The sequence below is a fragment of the Rhizobium sullae genome, assembly GCF_900169785.1.
In the GTDB taxonomy this organism is placed as follows: Bacteria; Pseudomonadota; Alphaproteobacteria; order Rhizobiales; family Rhizobiaceae; genus Rhizobium; species Rhizobium sullae.
Genome location: NZ_FWER01000063.1, coordinates 16,021 through 32,027 on the forward strand (window position 1 = coordinate 16,021; position 16,007 = coordinate 32,027).

Annotated in this window: 12 protein-coding genes and 4 pseudogenes; 10 read left to right on the plus strand and 6 right to left on the minus strand. The window is 59.2% G+C overall.

Going from position 1 to position 16,007, the window contains the following annotated elements; translation table 11 throughout:
• The first annotated feature begins 86 nt into the window (after positions 1–86).
• The 7 genes from BN1800_RS33870 to BN1800_RS33900 all read left to right on the plus strand — a co-directional run bounded on the left by BN1800_RS33870 (position 87) and on the right by BN1800_RS33900 (position 7,789).
• Positions 87–1,493 carry an aldehyde dehydrogenase family protein gene (locus BN1800_RS33870; RefSeq protein WP_087004380.1) on the plus strand — a complete coding sequence of 469 codons (1,407 nt, stop codon included), beginning with the start codon at positions 87–89 and terminating at the stop codon, positions 1,491–1,493.
• 54 nt (positions 1,494–1,547) lie between these two features.
• Positions 1,548–3,143, plus strand: coding sequence for a GMC family oxidoreductase (locus BN1800_RS33875; RefSeq protein ID WP_087004464.1), 1,596 nt, complete (start codon positions 1,548–1,550; stop codon positions 3,141–3,143).
• 55 nt (positions 3,144–3,198) lie between these two features.
• Positions 3,199–4,452 carry an ABC transporter substrate-binding protein gene (locus BN1800_RS33880; protein ID WP_087004383.1) on the plus strand — a complete coding sequence of 418 codons (1,254 nt, stop codon included), beginning with the start codon at positions 3,199–3,201 and terminating at the stop codon, positions 4,450–4,452.
• Between the two features lie 11 nt (positions 4,453–4,463).
• A complete protein-coding gene (locus BN1800_RS33885) occupies positions 4,464–5,336 on the plus strand; it encodes a branched-chain amino acid ABC transporter permease (RefSeq protein ID WP_087004386.1) in 873 nt (290 codons plus the stop codon).
• A gap of 106 nt (positions 5,337–5,442) precedes the next feature.
• Positions 5,443–6,369: a branched-chain amino acid ABC transporter permease gene (locus BN1800_RS33890; protein WP_207917118.1), complete on the plus strand. Its 927-nt coding sequence runs from the start codon at positions 5,443–5,445 to the stop codon at positions 6,367–6,369.
• Positions 6,366–7,085 carry an ABC transporter ATP-binding protein gene (locus tag BN1800_RS33895; RefSeq protein WP_087004392.1) on the plus strand — a complete coding sequence of 240 codons (720 nt, stop codon included), beginning with the start codon at positions 6,366–6,368 and terminating at the stop codon, positions 7,083–7,085. The genes BN1800_RS33890 and BN1800_RS33895 overlap by 4 nt, the downstream gene beginning before the upstream one ends.
• Positions 7,082–7,789: an ABC transporter ATP-binding protein gene (locus BN1800_RS33900; RefSeq protein ID WP_087004395.1), complete on the plus strand. Its 708-nt coding sequence runs from the start codon at positions 7,082–7,084 to the stop codon at positions 7,787–7,789. Before BN1800_RS33895 ends, BN1800_RS33900 begins: the two co-directional genes overlap by 4 nt.
• 286 nt (positions 7,790–8,075) lie before the next feature.
• On the opposite strand, the gene BN1800_RS41730 is transcribed toward BN1800_RS33900, so the two are convergent.
• The 3 genes and pseudogenes from BN1800_RS41730 to BN1800_RS43685 form a co-directional block, all read right to left on the minus strand.
• Positions 8,076–8,246, minus strand: coding sequence for a hypothetical protein (locus BN1800_RS41730; RefSeq protein ID WP_179213967.1), 171 nt, complete (start codon positions 8,244–8,246; stop codon positions 8,076–8,078).
• Between the two features lie 178 nt (positions 8,247–8,424).
• A pseudogene (locus BN1800_RS33910) lies at positions 8,425–9,176 on the minus strand (Tn3 family transposase); the annotation flags it as partial.
• Positions 9,177–9,275: pseudogene (locus BN1800_RS43685) on the minus strand (carbohydrate ABC transporter permease); the annotation flags it as partial.
• On the opposite strand from BN1800_RS43685, the gene BN1800_RS33915 reads away from it, so the two are divergent.
• The 3 genes from BN1800_RS33915 (at position 9,263) to BN1800_RS33925 (ending at position 13,657) form a co-directional block, all read left to right on the plus strand.
• Positions 9,263–10,381, plus strand: coding sequence for an ABC transporter ATP-binding protein (locus tag BN1800_RS33915; protein ID WP_244564756.1), 1,119 nt, complete (start codon positions 9,263–9,265; stop codon positions 10,379–10,381). The pseudogene BN1800_RS43685 and the gene BN1800_RS33915 overlap by 13 nt on opposite strands.
• Before the next feature lie 140 nt (positions 10,382–10,521).
• On the plus strand, positions 10,522–11,877 hold the full coding sequence (locus BN1800_RS33920) for a NosD domain-containing protein (RefSeq protein WP_087004467.1): 1,356 nt from the start codon (positions 10,522–10,524) through the stop codon (positions 11,875–11,877).
• A gap of 112 nt (positions 11,878–11,989) precedes the next feature.
• On the plus strand, positions 11,990–13,657 hold the full coding sequence (locus BN1800_RS33925) for a GH32 C-terminal domain-containing protein (protein ID WP_087004470.1): 1,668 nt from the start codon (positions 11,990–11,992) through the stop codon (positions 13,655–13,657).
• Positions 13,658–13,697: 40 nt separating this feature from the next.
• On the opposite strand, the pseudogene BN1800_RS43035 reads toward BN1800_RS33925, so the two are convergent.
• The 3 genes and pseudogenes from BN1800_RS43035 to BN1800_RS33935 form a co-directional block, all read right to left on the minus strand.
• Positions 13,698–13,946 (minus strand): annotated as a pseudogene (locus BN1800_RS43035) (IS110 family RNA-guided transposase); the annotation flags it as partial.
• Positions 13,946–14,110: pseudogene (locus BN1800_RS43040) on the minus strand (XdhC family protein); the annotation flags it as partial. The pseudogenes BN1800_RS43035 and BN1800_RS43040, both read right to left, overlap by 1 nt.
• Before the next feature lie 71 nt (positions 14,111–14,181).
• Complete coding sequence (locus BN1800_RS33935) at positions 14,182–15,840, minus strand: acyltransferase (protein ID WP_087004473.1); 1,659 nt, start codon at positions 15,838–15,840, stop codon at positions 14,182–14,184.
• Between the last annotated feature and the right edge of the window lie 167 nt (positions 15,841–16,007).

Sequence of the window (16,007 nt, forward strand, 5' to 3'; positions counted from 1 at the left end):
CTATTCGGGCCGCGCCGGAGCCCAAGACAGCGCGGCGCACATGGAATTGAATGCCTCTCGAAACATTGCTTTGGGAGGAGCTCGACATGAAGCGCTATACGCTGCTCATCGGCGGTACCGCGGTGGAAACCGCACATCACGTGGACATTCGCAACCCGTCCACCGGCGACATCGTCGGTGCCATGCCGATGGCCAACCACGCCGACCTTGATGCCGCAGTGGAAGCAGCCAGCTTGGCATTCGCGACGTGGAAGCTGAAATCCGGCACAGAGCTTGCCGACGCGTGCCGGGCCGTTGCTGCCAAGATCGAAGCCCATGCCGAGGAACTCGCGCATTTGCTGACCCTCGAGCAGGGCAAGCCGCTCAACGGTCTCGGTTCGCGTTTTGAAATCGGCGGCGCACTCGCCTGGACCCGCCACACCGCGGAAATCGAACTTCCCATCGAGGTGCTTCAGGATGCGCCTGAGGGCCGCGTCGAATTGCATCGCAAGCCGATCGGCGTCGTCGCCTCGATCACGCCCTGGAACTGGCCGGTGATGATCGCCTGCTGGCACATCATACCGGCGATCCGCACCGGCAACACCGTCATCATCAAACCATCACCGCTGACGCCGCTATCGACGATCCGACTCGTGGAGTTGATGAATGAGGTTCTGCCGCCCGGTGTTGTCAACGTCGTTACGGGCGAAAACGAGATCGCCGCTGCACTGACCGCCCATCCCGGCATCGCCAAAGTTACGTTCACCGGCTCCACTGCTACCGGCAAGAAGGTCATGGCCAGCGCGGTCGATACGCTGAAGCGTTTGACCCTGGAACTCGGTGGAAATGACGCCGGGATCGTCCTGCCCGATGCCGACCCGAAAGCAATCGCCGAGGGGCTGTTCTGGGGTGCTTTCATCAACAACGGCCAGACCTGTGCCTGCCTGAAGCGCCTCTACGTTCATGACAGCATCTACGACGCCGTCTGCGAGCATCTCGCTGCCTACGCGGCCAACATCCCGGTCGGCGACGGCATGGAGGAAAGTTCGGTGCTGGGTCCGGTGCAGAACAGCATGCAGTACGAGATCGTCGCCTCCCTTGTCGAGGAGGCGAGAGCCAGAGGTGGGCGCATCCTGACCGGTGGCAATCCCAACGGCGGCCCCGGCTATTTCTATCCGGTGACGCTGGTCGCCGACATCGATCATGGTGCCAAGCTCGTCGATCTTGAGCAGTTCGGCCCGGCCCTTCCGATCATCCGCTACAGCGATGTCGAAGAGGCGATCAGAAAGGCCAACGACAATCCGGCCGGTCTCGGCGGCTCGGTATGGGGGACGGATCTCGCCAGGGCGAAAGAGGTCGCAAGCCGTCTCGAATGCGGTTCGGTCTGGATCAACAAGCATGGTGCAATCCAGCCGAATGCTCCGTTCGGCGGGGTAAAGCAATCCGGTATCGGCGTCGAGTTCGGCGCCGACGGATTGAAGGAATTCACCACTATCCAGACCGTCTTCTGCTGACGTGAAACACCCGGCACGCGCTGTTTTTCCTGCGCTGCCGCGATGGAGCCTATCATGAACGAATTTGACTACATTATCGTGGGCGGCGGCTCGTCTGGTTGCGTCGTTGCCGCGCGACTCTCCGAGAACCCCGGCAACAAAGTGCTGCTCATCGAGAGCGGCACGCGGGATGCCGACAAGTTCATCCATATCCCGGCGACCTTTTTCAAAGTCATCGAAAAGGGCAAGGACGTGCAATTCTATGTCTCGGAGCCGGACAAGGGCCTGAACGGCAAGCCGAACGTCGTGCCGCAAGGCCATGTCATCGGCGGCGGCAGTTCGATCAATGCGATGATCTACATTCGTGGTCAGCGGGAAGATTATGACACCTGGGCCCAGATGGGCTGCCGCAACTGGTCCTACGACAAGGTGCTGCCGGCATTCCGGGCTGTCGAGGGCAATCAGCGTCTGTCCGGCGAATTCCATGGCGCAGAGGGCGAACTTAAGGTTTCCGATCGCCGCTTCGGCCACCCCCTGTCCTGGGCTTTCATTCGCGCTGCGCAGGAAGCAGGCATCCCCTATAACGAGGATTTCAACGGCAAGGTCCAGGAGGGCGTCGGCTTCTATCAGACGACGACCCATAACGGTCGGCGCTGGAGTTCCGCACAATCCTTCCTGCGCGACGCCGAAAAGCGCAAGAACCTCACGATCCTGACCAGCACGCGCGTTCACAAGGTGCTCTTCGAGGGCAAGAACGCCGTTGGCGTCCTGACGGAGACAGGTGCGACCTACAAGGCCCGCAGGGAAATCGTTCTGACGCCCGGAGCGCTTGCCACGCCGAAGATCCTGCAACTTTCCGGGATCGGCGATGCCTGCCATCTGCAGAGCCACGGCATCCAAGTTGTTTCCGATCTGCCCGGCGTCGGCGAGAACTACCAGGACCATCTCGAGGCCACCGTACAGGTCGAGGTCAAGGATCCGATCTCCATGTTCGGGCAGGACAAGGGGCTCAGGGCCGTTGGCCACATGCTGCAATACATGCTGACGAAAACGGGTTTGCTGACCTCGAGCGTGGTTGAATCCGGCGGTTTCGTCGATACCGCCGGCACCGGACAGCCCGATGTACAGTTCCATGTGCTGCCAAGCTTTGTCGGGTTTGCCGAACGCGCCGCCGTGCCCGGCCACGGCATTTCTATCGGCCCCTGCTTCCTGCGGCCCCAATCCCGTGGCACGGTCAAGTTGCGCTCGGCCGATCCGAAGGACAGCGCCCTGTTTCACGCAAATTCCTTATCCAATCCGGCTGATCTGGAAACGCTTGTGCGCGGTGTCGAATGGGCGATCCGGATCACCGAGGCTCCATCCCTGGCGCGGATCGTCAAGCGGCGGGTGCTGCCGGAACCTGGCATCGAGAAAGATCCGACCGCCCTGCGCGACTACATCCGGAGCATGTCCAAAACCGTCTTCCATCCGGCGGGAACCGCCAAGATGGGCCCCGCCGAAGATCGTATGGCGGTCGTTGGCGAGGATCTGAAAGTGCGCGGTGTCGAGGGACTTCGGGTCGCCGATGCGTCCATCATGCCGACGCTCGTGTCCGGCAACACCAATGCGCCCTGCATCATGATCGGCGAGCGCGCATCCCGCTTCATTCTCGGCAAGGAGGCCGCTGCATAAGCGAAAGCGGCGCCCTTTTTGACTTTCATGCAACGTTTCTTTGGGAGGAGAACACATGACCAGGAGAACTCTGTTTCTTGCTGCATCGACCGCCGCGATCATCTTCAGCGGCGGCTCGGCCTTCGCGGCCCCCGCCTGCGGGCTCAACAACGGCCAGAAAGCGGCCGGTGAACCGATCAAGGTGGGCGCCGTCGTCGGTCAGACAGGCCCCGATGACTTCTCGTCGTCCGCCGACGCGGCTCGCGCCTATTTCAATTGCGTCAACGAAAATGGCGGCATCAATGGCCGGCCGATCGAGTATCTGGTCGAGGACGACCAGTGGAATCCGGAGGTCGCCAGCCAGGTGGCGACCAAGCTGGTCAAGGACGAGCAGGTCGTAGCCCTTGTCGGCAACGGTTCCTTCGTCGAAATGGGCGTCAACGCCAAACTCTATGCGAACGAAGGTGTCATGGCCATGGCCTCGGCCTGTGCCGTGGCGGAGTGCTTCGAATCCTCGAACATCGTTTCTACCAATGAAGGGCCTTTGCCCTCCAGCGTCGGTGCGGCGCAATGGGCCGTCGGCAATCTCGGCGCGACGAATGTTGTGTGCATCGGCCTTACAATTCCGTCTGTCGGCCCCTATTCCTGCGGCTGGACGGAAAAATTCATGCAAGCCAAGGGCCTGGCAGGAACGAGCATCCTGCTCGATCCCGCCGCAGCCGACATGAATGCATCCGTTCTGGAAACAGTCGCCAGCGGTGCCGACACCGTCCTCGTCAACCTGCCCGCCGGCATGGCAGCCGCCTACCTCAAGGCAGTCGAAGAACAAAACCTTCGCGACAATTTCAAGTGGATCTCCTCGACCCCGCTCTATGATGCCGACGTACCCGGCATGCTAGGCACCTATTGGGACGGAGTGATGAACGTCAATATCGAATTGACCCCGATTGACGGCACAGGACCTGACGCCACCAACTGGAGGGCCATCATGGACCAACATGCCCGGCCAGAAGATCCGCGCGACACCTTCAGCCAGTCCGGCTATCTGTCGGCACGCTTTTTCGTCGATGCCCTTTTGAAGCTCGACCCGGCCAAGATTGATCGTGCCTCGGTGACCGAAGCCATTCAACAGATCAAGAACGAGAGCTCCGACCTGTTGTGTGGACCATACTATGTCGGCAAGGCGGACCGGCATATGCCGAACCATGCCAACATGATGGTGCAGATCTCAGGCAACGGCTTCAAGGTCATCAGCAAATGCGCTGATGTCGACAGCGCCTATCTCGATCCGATCCGCGCCGCTGAAAAAGAACTCGGCATCACCAACTGATTGGATGCACGATGAACGCTCTCGGCCTGTTCCTGGTTTCCGGCCTTGCCGTTGGGGCGCTTTATGCCCTCGGCGGCGTCGGGCTGGTGCTTCTCAACCGCGCCACGGGCGTGCTGAATTTTGCCTACGGCGCCATGGGCGCCGCAGGTGCCATGACGGCCTGGCAACTGTTGCAGTGGAACTGGCCGGAACCCATTGCCTGGCTCGCCTGTATCGGCGTTGCGCTGGTCCTGTCTCTGGCGTTCGGCCGGCTGATCGCCCCGGGACTTGCCCATCGTGAACCGGTGGTCAAGGCGGTGGCGACCCTCGGGTTCGCGCTTGCACTGCTCGGCGTTATGAACCTGATCTGGACCGTCACGCCGCGCAAGCTTTCGTTGACTCCCGACAGCCTCTCGCTGTCGATCGTTGGTTTGCGCGTGACCGCGACGCGGTTGATCGCACTGGCTGCCGGCATCGGCGTGACACTCGGCATGGGATTGTTCCTCGCCCGCACGCGCATGGGCCTGATGATGCGTTCGCTTGCCGACAATCGCGAAATAGCGGCCATCCTCGGAACGCCGGTCAAGCGCGTCGAAACTTTCGCTTGGGGCATATCCGGCGTTCTTGCCGGCTTCACCGGGCTGTTGTTTGCCACCCTGGTCCGGCTCGATCCGGCGGTGCTGACCTTTCTCGTCATCCCGATCATTGCCACCACCATCATCGGCCGGCTCACATCGATCCCTGCGACCTTCGCCGCCGGGCTCGCCATCGGCATGCTGGAAAGCCTGCTGACCCTCTACAAGCCTCTTGCGCCCTTTCGCGTTGCCACCCCCTTCATTGTCGCGATTATTGCGATGATGTGGATGCAGCGCGGCCGCAAGCTGACATTCGCCGGACAGGATTGACGCCATGCAAACCGTCATCGAACCGCTCGCCGGTAAAATCTCCACGCCCCCTACGGCCTTGAGACCACTATTGCAGAGATACGCGCCACAGATGTTTTTCGCTGCGATGGCCGTCATCGTGCCCCTCGCCGCCAATGCGCTCTGGGTGAAGGTGTTGACCGGCACTGCAATTTATGCGCTGACCGCCGCCAGCATCGCATTGTTGTATCGCCGGCTGGGGCTGGTATCCCTTGCGCAGGTGGCGCTGATGGGCTGCGGCGGCTGGATCGCGCTACGCCTTGCCCATGGCCTCGGCCTGCCGTTCGAACTGAACCTCCTGTCCGGCGGCTTGTTTGCCGGAGTGATCGGCATGGTCCTCGCCTATCCGGCGCTGCGCATGCGCGGTCTCTATCTGGCGCTGATCACCCTAATGGCCGCTGGCGGTTTCGGCATCCTCATCAACGTCTTGCAGTTTCCCAACGGCGGCGGCGGCCTGACCGGTTTTGCCGTCCAGGCCGTCACCTACATGCCGCGTCCATACCTGGCGGCGTCGGACAGCGCCTATTTCCGCTATTGCATGGTGGTCGTGGCGTTTGGGTTCCTGCTGATCGACTGGCACGAGCGCAGCCGCGCCGGCCGGGGCTGGGCGCTGATCCGCAAGAGCGAGGCCTCCGCCATGGCAGCCGGCGTTGACGTGACGCTCTACAAGGTCTGGGGTTTTGCCCTGTCCGGCTTTCTGGCCGGAGTCGCCGGCGCTCTTCTGGCGGGCAACCTCCAACTTCTCGACGCCCGTTCCTTTCCGCCAGCAGAATCGGTGATGATCTTCGCGCTGACGATCGTTGGCGGTGCATGGCACTGGTATGGCGCGGTGATTGCCGCCCTGCTCTACCGGCTGGTACCGGCCTACCTCAACGACCTCGGTATCAATGGCGATACCGCCTATGTGATCTTCGGCCTTGCCCTGATCCACGCCCTGATCACCGCGCCGAAAGGCCTCGCCGGTCAGTTGACCGATGCGGTCAGGGTTTTGCGCTCACGGGGGGAGAAACGATGATCTCGATCGACGACGTCACCGTCACCTTCGGCGGTGTCACCGCGCTCAACTGCCTGACCGTAACCCTCGACAAGCCGGTCTTCGGTATCATCGGCCCGAACGGCGCTGGCAAGACCACCTTCCTCAATGTCCTGTCGGGTTTCGTCATGCCCCGATCCGGCCGGATCACCATGGACGGCTCGGAGATTCTTCGCCTCGTGCCGCATCAGCGGGCACGCTGGGGGCTGCGCCGTTCCTTCCAGAAGGAGCAGGTGGTCGATGAACTGTCGGTCGAGGACAATGTTCGCGCCGTACTCGACCCGCTTGCAATGTCGGGAAACGACCGCGAACGTGCGCTGATGGCCGCTCTGGAGTTCGTGGGCCTTTCCGCCGTTCGTGGTCTGAACGCCGCTGGCCTCAATGCCTTCGAACGCCGGATGGTAGAGATTGCCCGCTGTGTCGTCGGCAAGCCGAGGCTGATCCTCCTCGATGAACCCGGCGCCGGATTTTCACAGGGCGAAGTTGACAGGCTTCGCCAGATCATCGACGGCATCAGGGCCTTCAATGGCGCAACGACTATGCTGATCGACCACGACGTCGATCTCATCCAGGCCGTCTGCCAAGACACAATGGTTCTTGATTTCGGATCGTTGATTGCCGTCGGCACGACCGCGGCTGTGCTGACGGATCCGAAGGTCCGCGCAGTCTATCTCGGCATGGAGGATGTCGCCGCATGAGCAGGTTTACGGTCAGCAATCTATCGGTCGAGCGCGGCGGCAAGCGGGTCATCAATGATCTGAGCTTCACATTGCAGAGCGGTCGCATCACCGCCCTGCTCGGCCCCAATGGCGCCGGCAAGAGTTCGCTGGTACTGGCGATTGCCGGTGCGCTGCCGGTCGCCTCCGGTAGGGTCGAGATCGATGGGAAGGTGGTTTCCGGGCAATCACCGGAAGTGGTCCGGGCCGCCGGCATTGCGGCGGTCCCGGAAGGCCATCGTGTGCTTTCAGGCCTGAGCGTCGAGGACAACCTGCAGGCGGCAGGCCTCCAGCAGTCAGCGGCAGACGCCGCAAAGGCAGTGGACGAGGTCTACGCCATCTTCCCGGAACTGGCAGAGCGCAAGAAGCAGCGCGCCGGCTCCATGTCCGGCGGCCAGCAGCAGATGCTGGCGCTTGGCCAGGGCCTTGTTGCCCGGCCGAAATTCATTCTTGCCGACGAGATGTCGCTTGGGCTCGCGCCACTGATCGTCAAACGGCTGATGGCCGTTCTGTCCCGCCTCGCTGCCCAAGGAACCGGTATCTTGCTGATCGAGCAGTTTACCGCGCTGGCTCTCAAAGAGGCGCACGATGCCCATGTCCTCTCGCGCGGCCGGTTTTCTTTCAGCGGGTCGCCGGAGATCCTGCGGCAAAATCCCGACATCCTGCACAAGGCCTATCTTGCCTGATATCTCCTATTGCTCACCAGTTTGACAGACGCTCTCTCTCTCTCTCTCTCTCTCTCTCTNAGGCCTATCTTGCCTGATATCTCCTATTGCTCACCAGTTTGACAGACGCTCTCTCTCTCTCTCTCTCTCTCTCTCTCTCTCTAGCCGACGGCTATCTTCGTCTCGCCTATGAATACGAGCAACGGCCNCTCTCTCTCTCTCTCTCTCTCTCTCTCTAGCCGACGGCTATCTTCGTCTCGCCTATGAATACGAGCAACGGCCGCAATATCTCGCATGGCGGGCCTTTTTAAGGAACATGGCCAATTTCCAGCATCGCTCTTGCGGCTTCCTTGGCGATGCGGTGGAGATTGAAACGCTCGCACGGGAGGCGCAAAACAGTGACTGCCGGGCCTTCATCGAGTTCTTTTGCTGCATGTCCGCTGCGGCGCTGGGCGACTATCAACTCGCGATCGATCATGCCGAACAGGCATTGCTGTTGCGGCCGTCGTTTCGAGCACCGCTTCGCTGTCGCTCTTTACCGGCACGCCGGGCGCACCGTGGATCTCAGTCGCGCGGTCGCCGGGATGCGAAGCGTCGAGCCAGACTTCCATATCGGCCCCTGAACATTAAAAGGGCACAGATATACGGTGGGAAGATCAAAGGGCGAACGAGATGGGGCGAAAGCCGTGCTCGTCAACAGCGGGTTTGTCCTCCCAAAGGTAATCGCCGGTCAGGTTCACATGCTCCCATGAGAGCGGGGACAGGCTGGAAAGCAGGTGCTCGGGAACGACCTGTCCGGCGTTGCGCAGAGCATTGACGACGCGGCCGGTGTAGATCGTGTTCCAGTGTATGATGGCGGTGACGACCAGGTTGAGCGCTGATGCCCTGATCGACAGGTTTTCCTGACTGCGATCGCGGAAACGGCCGAGACGGTGAAGATTGACGGCCCGCACGAGGCTGTTGCGGCTTTCTCCCTTGTTCAATTCCGCAGTCGTGGTTTTTCGGAGCTGCTCGTCGTTGATCCAGTCGAGGGTAAAGAGGGTTCGCTCGATCCGGCCCATCTGCCGCAGCGCTGGGCGAGACCGTTCTGCCTTGTAGTCGCCGATAGTCGCTTCAGCATAAGAGAGGCGCTGACGGTGCGGGTACGGAGCGAGGTCATCAGGCGCAGGATGTCGTCCCAGTGCGCACGAATCAGATCGGCGTCGATGCGGTCGCCCATGACGTTCTGAAGAATTCCATACTGCTTTGCGGGACCGAAGCCATAGAGGCATCGCCCATCGAGATCGGGGATACGCGGGACGAAGGCAAAGCCGAGCGCGTGGCAGAAAGCGAAGACGAGGTCGCTGACACCGCCACCATCGACATGGTGTCGGACGATGTCGAGACCGGCGTCGGTTTCCAGCAGAGCATATCGTGTGCAGCCATCCATGCGCGCCGCTTCTTCGAGCTCCTTCGGTATGCCCTCGAAGAACGCAGACATGAGGAGCAGTGCCAGTGGTACCGCGGTACGGAAACCGCTTTCACGCGCTCCAGGATCTGAGTTTCGATATCCGTGATGGCGAGTTCATGGTTTTCGTCGGTCCGTCCGGATGCGGGAAATCGACAGCACTTCGGATGATTGCCGGCCTGGAGAGCATTTCCAGTGGCGAACTCAGGATCGGTGACAGGTTAGTCAACGATGTCGATCCTAAGGATCGCGACATTGCCATGGTCTTCCAGTCCTACGCGCTCTACCCGCACAAGACAGTGCGGGAGAACATCGCCTTTCCCTTGCTGATGGCAGGCCTGTCGAAGACCGAGATTGCCAGCCGCATAGACGAAGCCGCACGCATCCTCGAACTGACGACTTTGCTCGACCGCAGGCCGGCACTCCTTTCAGGAGGCCAGCGTCAGCGTGTCGCCATGGGACGGGCGATCGTCCGCAAACCAGCGGCCTTCCTGATGGATGAACCGTTGTCGAACCTCGATGCCAAGCTGCGCGTGCAGATGCGCGCCGAGATCGCCAGTCTCCAGAGAAAACTGAATGTCACGACAATTTACGTGACCCACGACCAGGTCGAGGCGATGACGATGGGTGACCGCGTCGCTGTCATGAAAGGCGGCGTGTTGCAGCAAGTCGACACACCGCAAAACCTGTACAATCGACCTGACAATGTCTTTGTCGCCGCCTTTATCGGATCGCCCTCGATGAATTTGTACGAGGCCGTTCTGAATGGAAGGACGCTGACACTGGGCAGCAACAGCTTGGAAATCCCCGACCGGGTTTTCGAAGACCGCCCCTCGCTCAACGGTGCGTCTCACCGTCAGGTGATTGTGGGCATCCGGCCCGAGCACATGAACGACGCCGCAATCCGGCCTTCTTCGGCCGAGATCTCGGCCCCGGTCACTCTTGTTGAGGCGCTAGGTTCTGAATCCATGGTGCATCTGAATATCGACGCACCCTGGGTGGATGCTGGCGACCCCGATGCCGTCGCCGACATCGGCGACGAAAAAGCTGCTGTAGCCCGGTTTTCTCCGAAGAGCACAGCACGCGCAGGTGACATCGCGCGCATCGCGGTGGATGCCGAAGAACTTCACTTCTTTGAACCGGACATCCGCACCAGCATCTGGTGATGGTGCGCAGGATCTTGCTCCAAACTCAAACAAGAGAGCCGTTGAACGCATTTCCCCCAGGCGGCTTGCGCACGACAACCAATCAAGAACATCGGTCTACTCTCGCTGTGGAGTAGGAAATGGCCGAGGAGACATTAGCAATGGTAAGTGAGAACTTTTACGACGTAACACGATATCCCGTAGGCAACCCCTATGAGGATATTGGGTCGGTCATCAATAGCATCATTGCGGATATTAAAAGCAGGCAAGCGGTTCCCGACCTAAATGACGGCGGAAAGCCTGGAGCAGTGATCTATATACCGCCAGGCGATTATCGCCTTGTCACTCAAGTCGTTATAGACGTGAGCTATCTGAAGATTGTGGGCTCGGGACATGGTTTTACGTCTTCGAGCATCCGTTTCAATACACCCGCAAACGAACTGGCACAGTGGCGCGAAGTGTGGCCGGGCGGAAGTCGCGTACGTGTGGACATTTCTCCAGAGGCCGCCGACGGTGAGGCTGCTGGAGCCGCGTTCTATATCAAGCGCACCGGAAGTCCTCGTATAAGCTCTGTGGAGTTTGCTGACTTTTGCATCGATGGCCTGCACTTCATTGACGATGGTTCGGGGCAGAATGATGCAGAAAATACCTACAGGAATGGCAAAACGGGAATCTATGTGGGCAGCGCCAATGATTCATTCCGAATAACGGGTATGGGTCTTATCTATCTGGAGCATGGAGTTACCGTTCATGACGCGGATGCGCTGGCGATAGACAACAATTTCATTGCAGAGTGCGGCAACTGTATCGAACTGAAAGGTATGGGGCAGGCCTCGAGGATAGCGAATAATTTTGTCGGGGCCGGATATAGGGGACATTCCGTCTACGCTGAAAATTATGGCGGCATTCTAGTATCCTCAAACAACGTGTTCCCTCGAGGCGCCAGCAGCGTCTATTTTTCCGGCGTGGTGCGTTCGTCGATCACAGGAAACAGATTCCATTCCTTCTATCCCGGAATGCTGGTTTTTGCTGAGAACTGTTGCGAAAACCTGGTTTCCTCAAATCACTTCCTGCGAGATCGAGAGCCGTGGGCGCCCATGCAGAAGTACGATAACGGCCTGGATGACCTGTTCGGACTTTTGCGCATTGATGGCAGCAACAATTCTGTAATCGCCAACCACATTTCAGAAACGATCGATACTCAATATATCAAGCCTCTCGCCGTAAAGCCTGTGATCATCAATGTGGTTGCCGGTAGCGGCAACTACATAGCCAATAATCACATCGTGGCTACGACCGAAATGTCGCAAATCAACGATGCACCAAACAGTGCGTGTTTCTCAACGCAAGTGGGCGCATTGCTTTCAACAAGCAATTTGAAGGCGCTCGAAGTAACGGCAGTACTGGTTCAAAGGGGGTCGGTGCGGAATACAGTCCTGGATTCAGGCAGTGACGAACAGGTCGGGATGGACAGAACAGTGAATGCATTCAGGGGCACTCCAGTTCCTGGGCGATAGTCGGCAAAGTTTCAATATAGACCGAGCGTAGCTAGAGCGTCTGTCGAAAATTCAGTGACTATTCGGAGTTGTGTTCATGACGAACCAAATGGAACGGGAAGATGGCCCGTTGATGACGCAAAACCTATTCCTACCCTTGGGGTACTGCTTGGAGTTTTGGGCCGCGGGCGACGGCTTTTTTCGTTTCAACATTGATGGGAAAACGGTTTGGCAGGCTCGGTCATTTGCCATCCATCCGGAGTTTTTCTCGTATCACCACAGGGAAGCTTGCGAGGTCACTGTTGTCACCAATGCGCCGAACGCTGTTCTGTGGGCCTATGGATATCAGCCTCAAACCGTGAACGAGACCGGTATAACAGTGTTTGAATTTTCGGATAAAGGGATCCTTCAACGCACCGGTGCGGAAATTGAAGATTGGCTTCGGTCCGATCCGGATCGTCCTACGCTTCATTTCTCGCCAATCCGGCATTGGATGAACGACCCCGTAGGTCTCTGCAAGATCGACGAGATATGGCACCTTTTTTATCAATTCCATCCCAGTGGCAGTGATTGGGGACCGATGCACTGGGGACATGCGACCAGCCGCGATCTGGTCAATTGGCTTCACATGCCGGTATTTCTGCATCCAGAACAGAACCTGTGGCGTCTCGGCGCCACGGGAGGCGCATTCTCCGGCAACGCCTTTCGGGATCGAGATGGAAGTTTGATGTTCTTTTACACCGAGCGCCTGCCCGCCTATGACCTTTTCAAGGGTTATCGGGAAATCCAGAAAATAGCGCGCCCAGATCGGCGGATGATCAAGGCGGAAGGCATTGTGACGGTGTTGGAGCAGCGTCCCGACGGGGTGGAGCACGACTTCCGCGATCCAAAGGTTTGGTGGGACGATGCAGCCAACGCCTATCGCATGATACTCGGCGCGTCGATCGAGGGCGATCCCGCTGTGTTGTTGTTCGGCTCCGGCGATGGTCTCGATTGGCAATATCTCAGGCCGCTCTACCGTGCGCCGGTTAACTTCCGCCAAGAAGGCGCGCGTGCGGTCGAATGCCCGGATTTCTTCCCGCTGGAGGATAAGTGGGTTCTGGTGATGGGCTTTGTTGGCCACGTCGAGCCACGAACACGGCGCCACAATCTCCTTTATGCCCTGATCGGCGAGTTTATCGACGACTGCTTTGTGCCCGATACGTCGGAACTGCAATTGCTGGATTTCGGGACTGACTATTACGCGATGCAGAGTTTCGAAGCAGGAGGGCGCCAGATCGCATTTGCCTGGCTTTTCAACTGGGAATACCGCAAGCCCGAGGGTTCATCCTATTCCGGGGAACTGTCCCTGCCCCGTGCTCTAAGCCTGAGCGAAGACAAGAAGAAGCTGCTCATGCTGCCAGTGATCGAAGTCGCCGAGCGCTATGCCGCCGATCCTGTCGTCGAGGACAAAAGCGGCAAATTCTCGCTGCCGAAGGCTCCCATCGAAATCCGCCTTTCCGGAACCCTGGAGGGCAGCAAGCTCGTCGCGACGCAGGGCGGCGAACTTGCCTTCGAGGTGAACGTCGCCGGGGGTGTCCTCTCGATCCGGCTCGCCCAGGACGACGGCTCGATCCAATACGTGGCGGAGCTTGGCGGTGGGAAGGACCTTCGTCTGTTTCATGATCATGGAATCGTCGAGATCTTCGCCGACGGTGGAACGGTCTGTGGAACCCGCCGCGGCTATGCGAATATCGAGCCCGATCACCTGGAAATCTCATCGTCCGCTTCAGCACAGGTTATCGAAAGGAATTTGAGATGATCCTCTGCTGCGGCGAAGCGCCTTCCATGGTGTCGGTGCCGCGCGAGATGTCGTCGATCTCCGCATCGATCAGCCGGGCAAAGAACTCGCCAATGCCAAGGATCGTCTTCAACAGCTTCACATTGGCCTTGGTGATCGCCCGGATCGTCGCTTCCGACTGCTTGATCCGCACATTGATGTCGTCGATGAACTCGAGGCCACGGTCGATCTGGATGCGGTCGATCTCTGAGGCGTTGACCTTCGCGAGCTGGACGCGGCCTGCCTTGCCGAACAGGTCGCCGAGCTTCTTATCGCTTCAGCAATCACGGCACTTTCGACGCAGCCGCCCGAGACCGAGCCGTGAAAATTACCCTCGCTATCGGTAACGAGATGGCTCCCGGCCCAGCCCGACCCGGCCCAGCCCAGAGTCCAGGTTTCGATCACCGTCGCGACCGCAACATTGCGGCCATTCACGTCAAAGTGGCAACCTCACTCACCTGCAATGCGGTGAAATGGTTTTTCTCGACCGTCAGTGATAAAAAACGCTAAAGGCCTTGTCCGACCGATCGGGTCCGATGCACGCCTTGTGGAATGAAGGCAAACTCGCCCGCTATGCCAAGAAGGTCGGCAGCCAGATGCAGCGTTGAAAGCCACATCTCTGTGCCTTGCAAACCCGCCACTTGGCCGTCCGCAAAAGCGAAACCCTGTCCGGAAACCCATCGGTCTTGCGCTTGGAGGATGATTGTCTCAGCGACATTTTCCGCCTGCGCACGCATGAAATCCGTTTGCTTGAGGCAAAGCCAAAGTGGATGGATCGTATCGAGCAGATTGCAGGCGGAGTAGGTCGCTCCTGAAAATCCGCCGTTGCTGCGGTATTGAGAAAGCACGGAGTTGATCGCCGCTTCCGGCAAAGGCACCGGAATGCCGAATTGAGCATAGGCTCCGCGCGTCAGCCGGTAGAAACCGTTGACGGGCTGCAACAGGCCTTGCTCAGCCGTCGGTTTTCCCCAAAGCCCCGTTGCACGATCCACATGAGTCGCCAGCCAGCCGAAGAGAATTTCTTTTCCGCGGCCACTTTTGAAATATCGCGCGTTGAAATAAAGCGCAGTGGCGATCGCATCCACCCGATCGCCACACAGCCAAGCGCGCGTGCTCCAGGGCAAGGATTCCAGCCAATCGAAGAGCGCTGAAGCGTCCAGTTCAACTCCGGAAATGGGATGAGATGGATGGGTGCCGAGAATTTCCAGCGCATACCCGATCGAGAGTACGTTATAGAGCGCCAGCGTATCCTCCCGGATATTCGCCGCCGGATTCGGTAGCCGATAGGGATCGGGGAAAAAGCCATTCGATGGATCTTGCAGCGCCTGCAGGCGATCGATGATCGATTTTGCCTCGTCGCCCGTCGGCGGTTGACCAAAACCGGCTGCGATCTCGATAGCATCGCATTGATGTCGGATTGCCTTGCGGACCATCCCGTCCGCCTCTGCCGAAATGTATCCCTCCGGCGTCGAATGACGCACCAGCGCATCACGCCATTCAGTTTCGGCGGTTTTGCTGATACGCGTCAGCGCATTTTCGACTTCACCCCGCCGGGACCGTGCAATCACCGTCTCTCCCCGGCGACGAACGACTTTAGCGGGCACGCCGGCGACGATCGCCAGCTTCGGCACGTCCTTCGTCACCACCGCTCCTGCTGCGATGACGGCGCCATCGCCGATAGTCACGCCATCGAGGATGACCGCGTTAGCGCCGATCCAGACGTCATCGCCGATCAGGATTCCAAGCGCTACGTGCGGTTGATCATTGATCGGCATATCCGGATCGTCGAAACCGTGGTTGAACCCGACGATCGAGACCAGCGATGCGATGCGCACGCCGTTTCCGCAGCGCACTTTTCCGGAAATGCAGGCATAGGGATTGACCGAGCAGTTGGAGCCGAATTCGACATCGCCTCGCACAAGGGCATGCCCAGCAATCCACGAGCGCTCGCCAATGACGAGCGACGCGGTGAAGACGCGTGCGTCGCGGGAAATATAGGCGCTGTCTGCAATTCGTGCACCGGCGGATCGAGCAAGCTCCTCCTTGAGCTTTTTCTGCTGATCACTCCCGATGTCCTGCGAACTGCGCTCCCAGGTCAGGAATTGCAACCTTGCATCTCTTTCCGTGTCGACCGCGGAACGGTTTTTGGAAATTTCTTTATCCATCCGCATGGCCTCGCTCACCTTGCACTTGCCGCCGCGATCATCGACGGCATCCGCAGTAGGTTTCATAAGATACGGCCTCTCTCAAGCTCGGGCGCGCGCGCACTATGTCATCATACCAATTTTCGGCACCGCGCGCCTCGAACCGAATACAGCAGGCATTTTCCAGC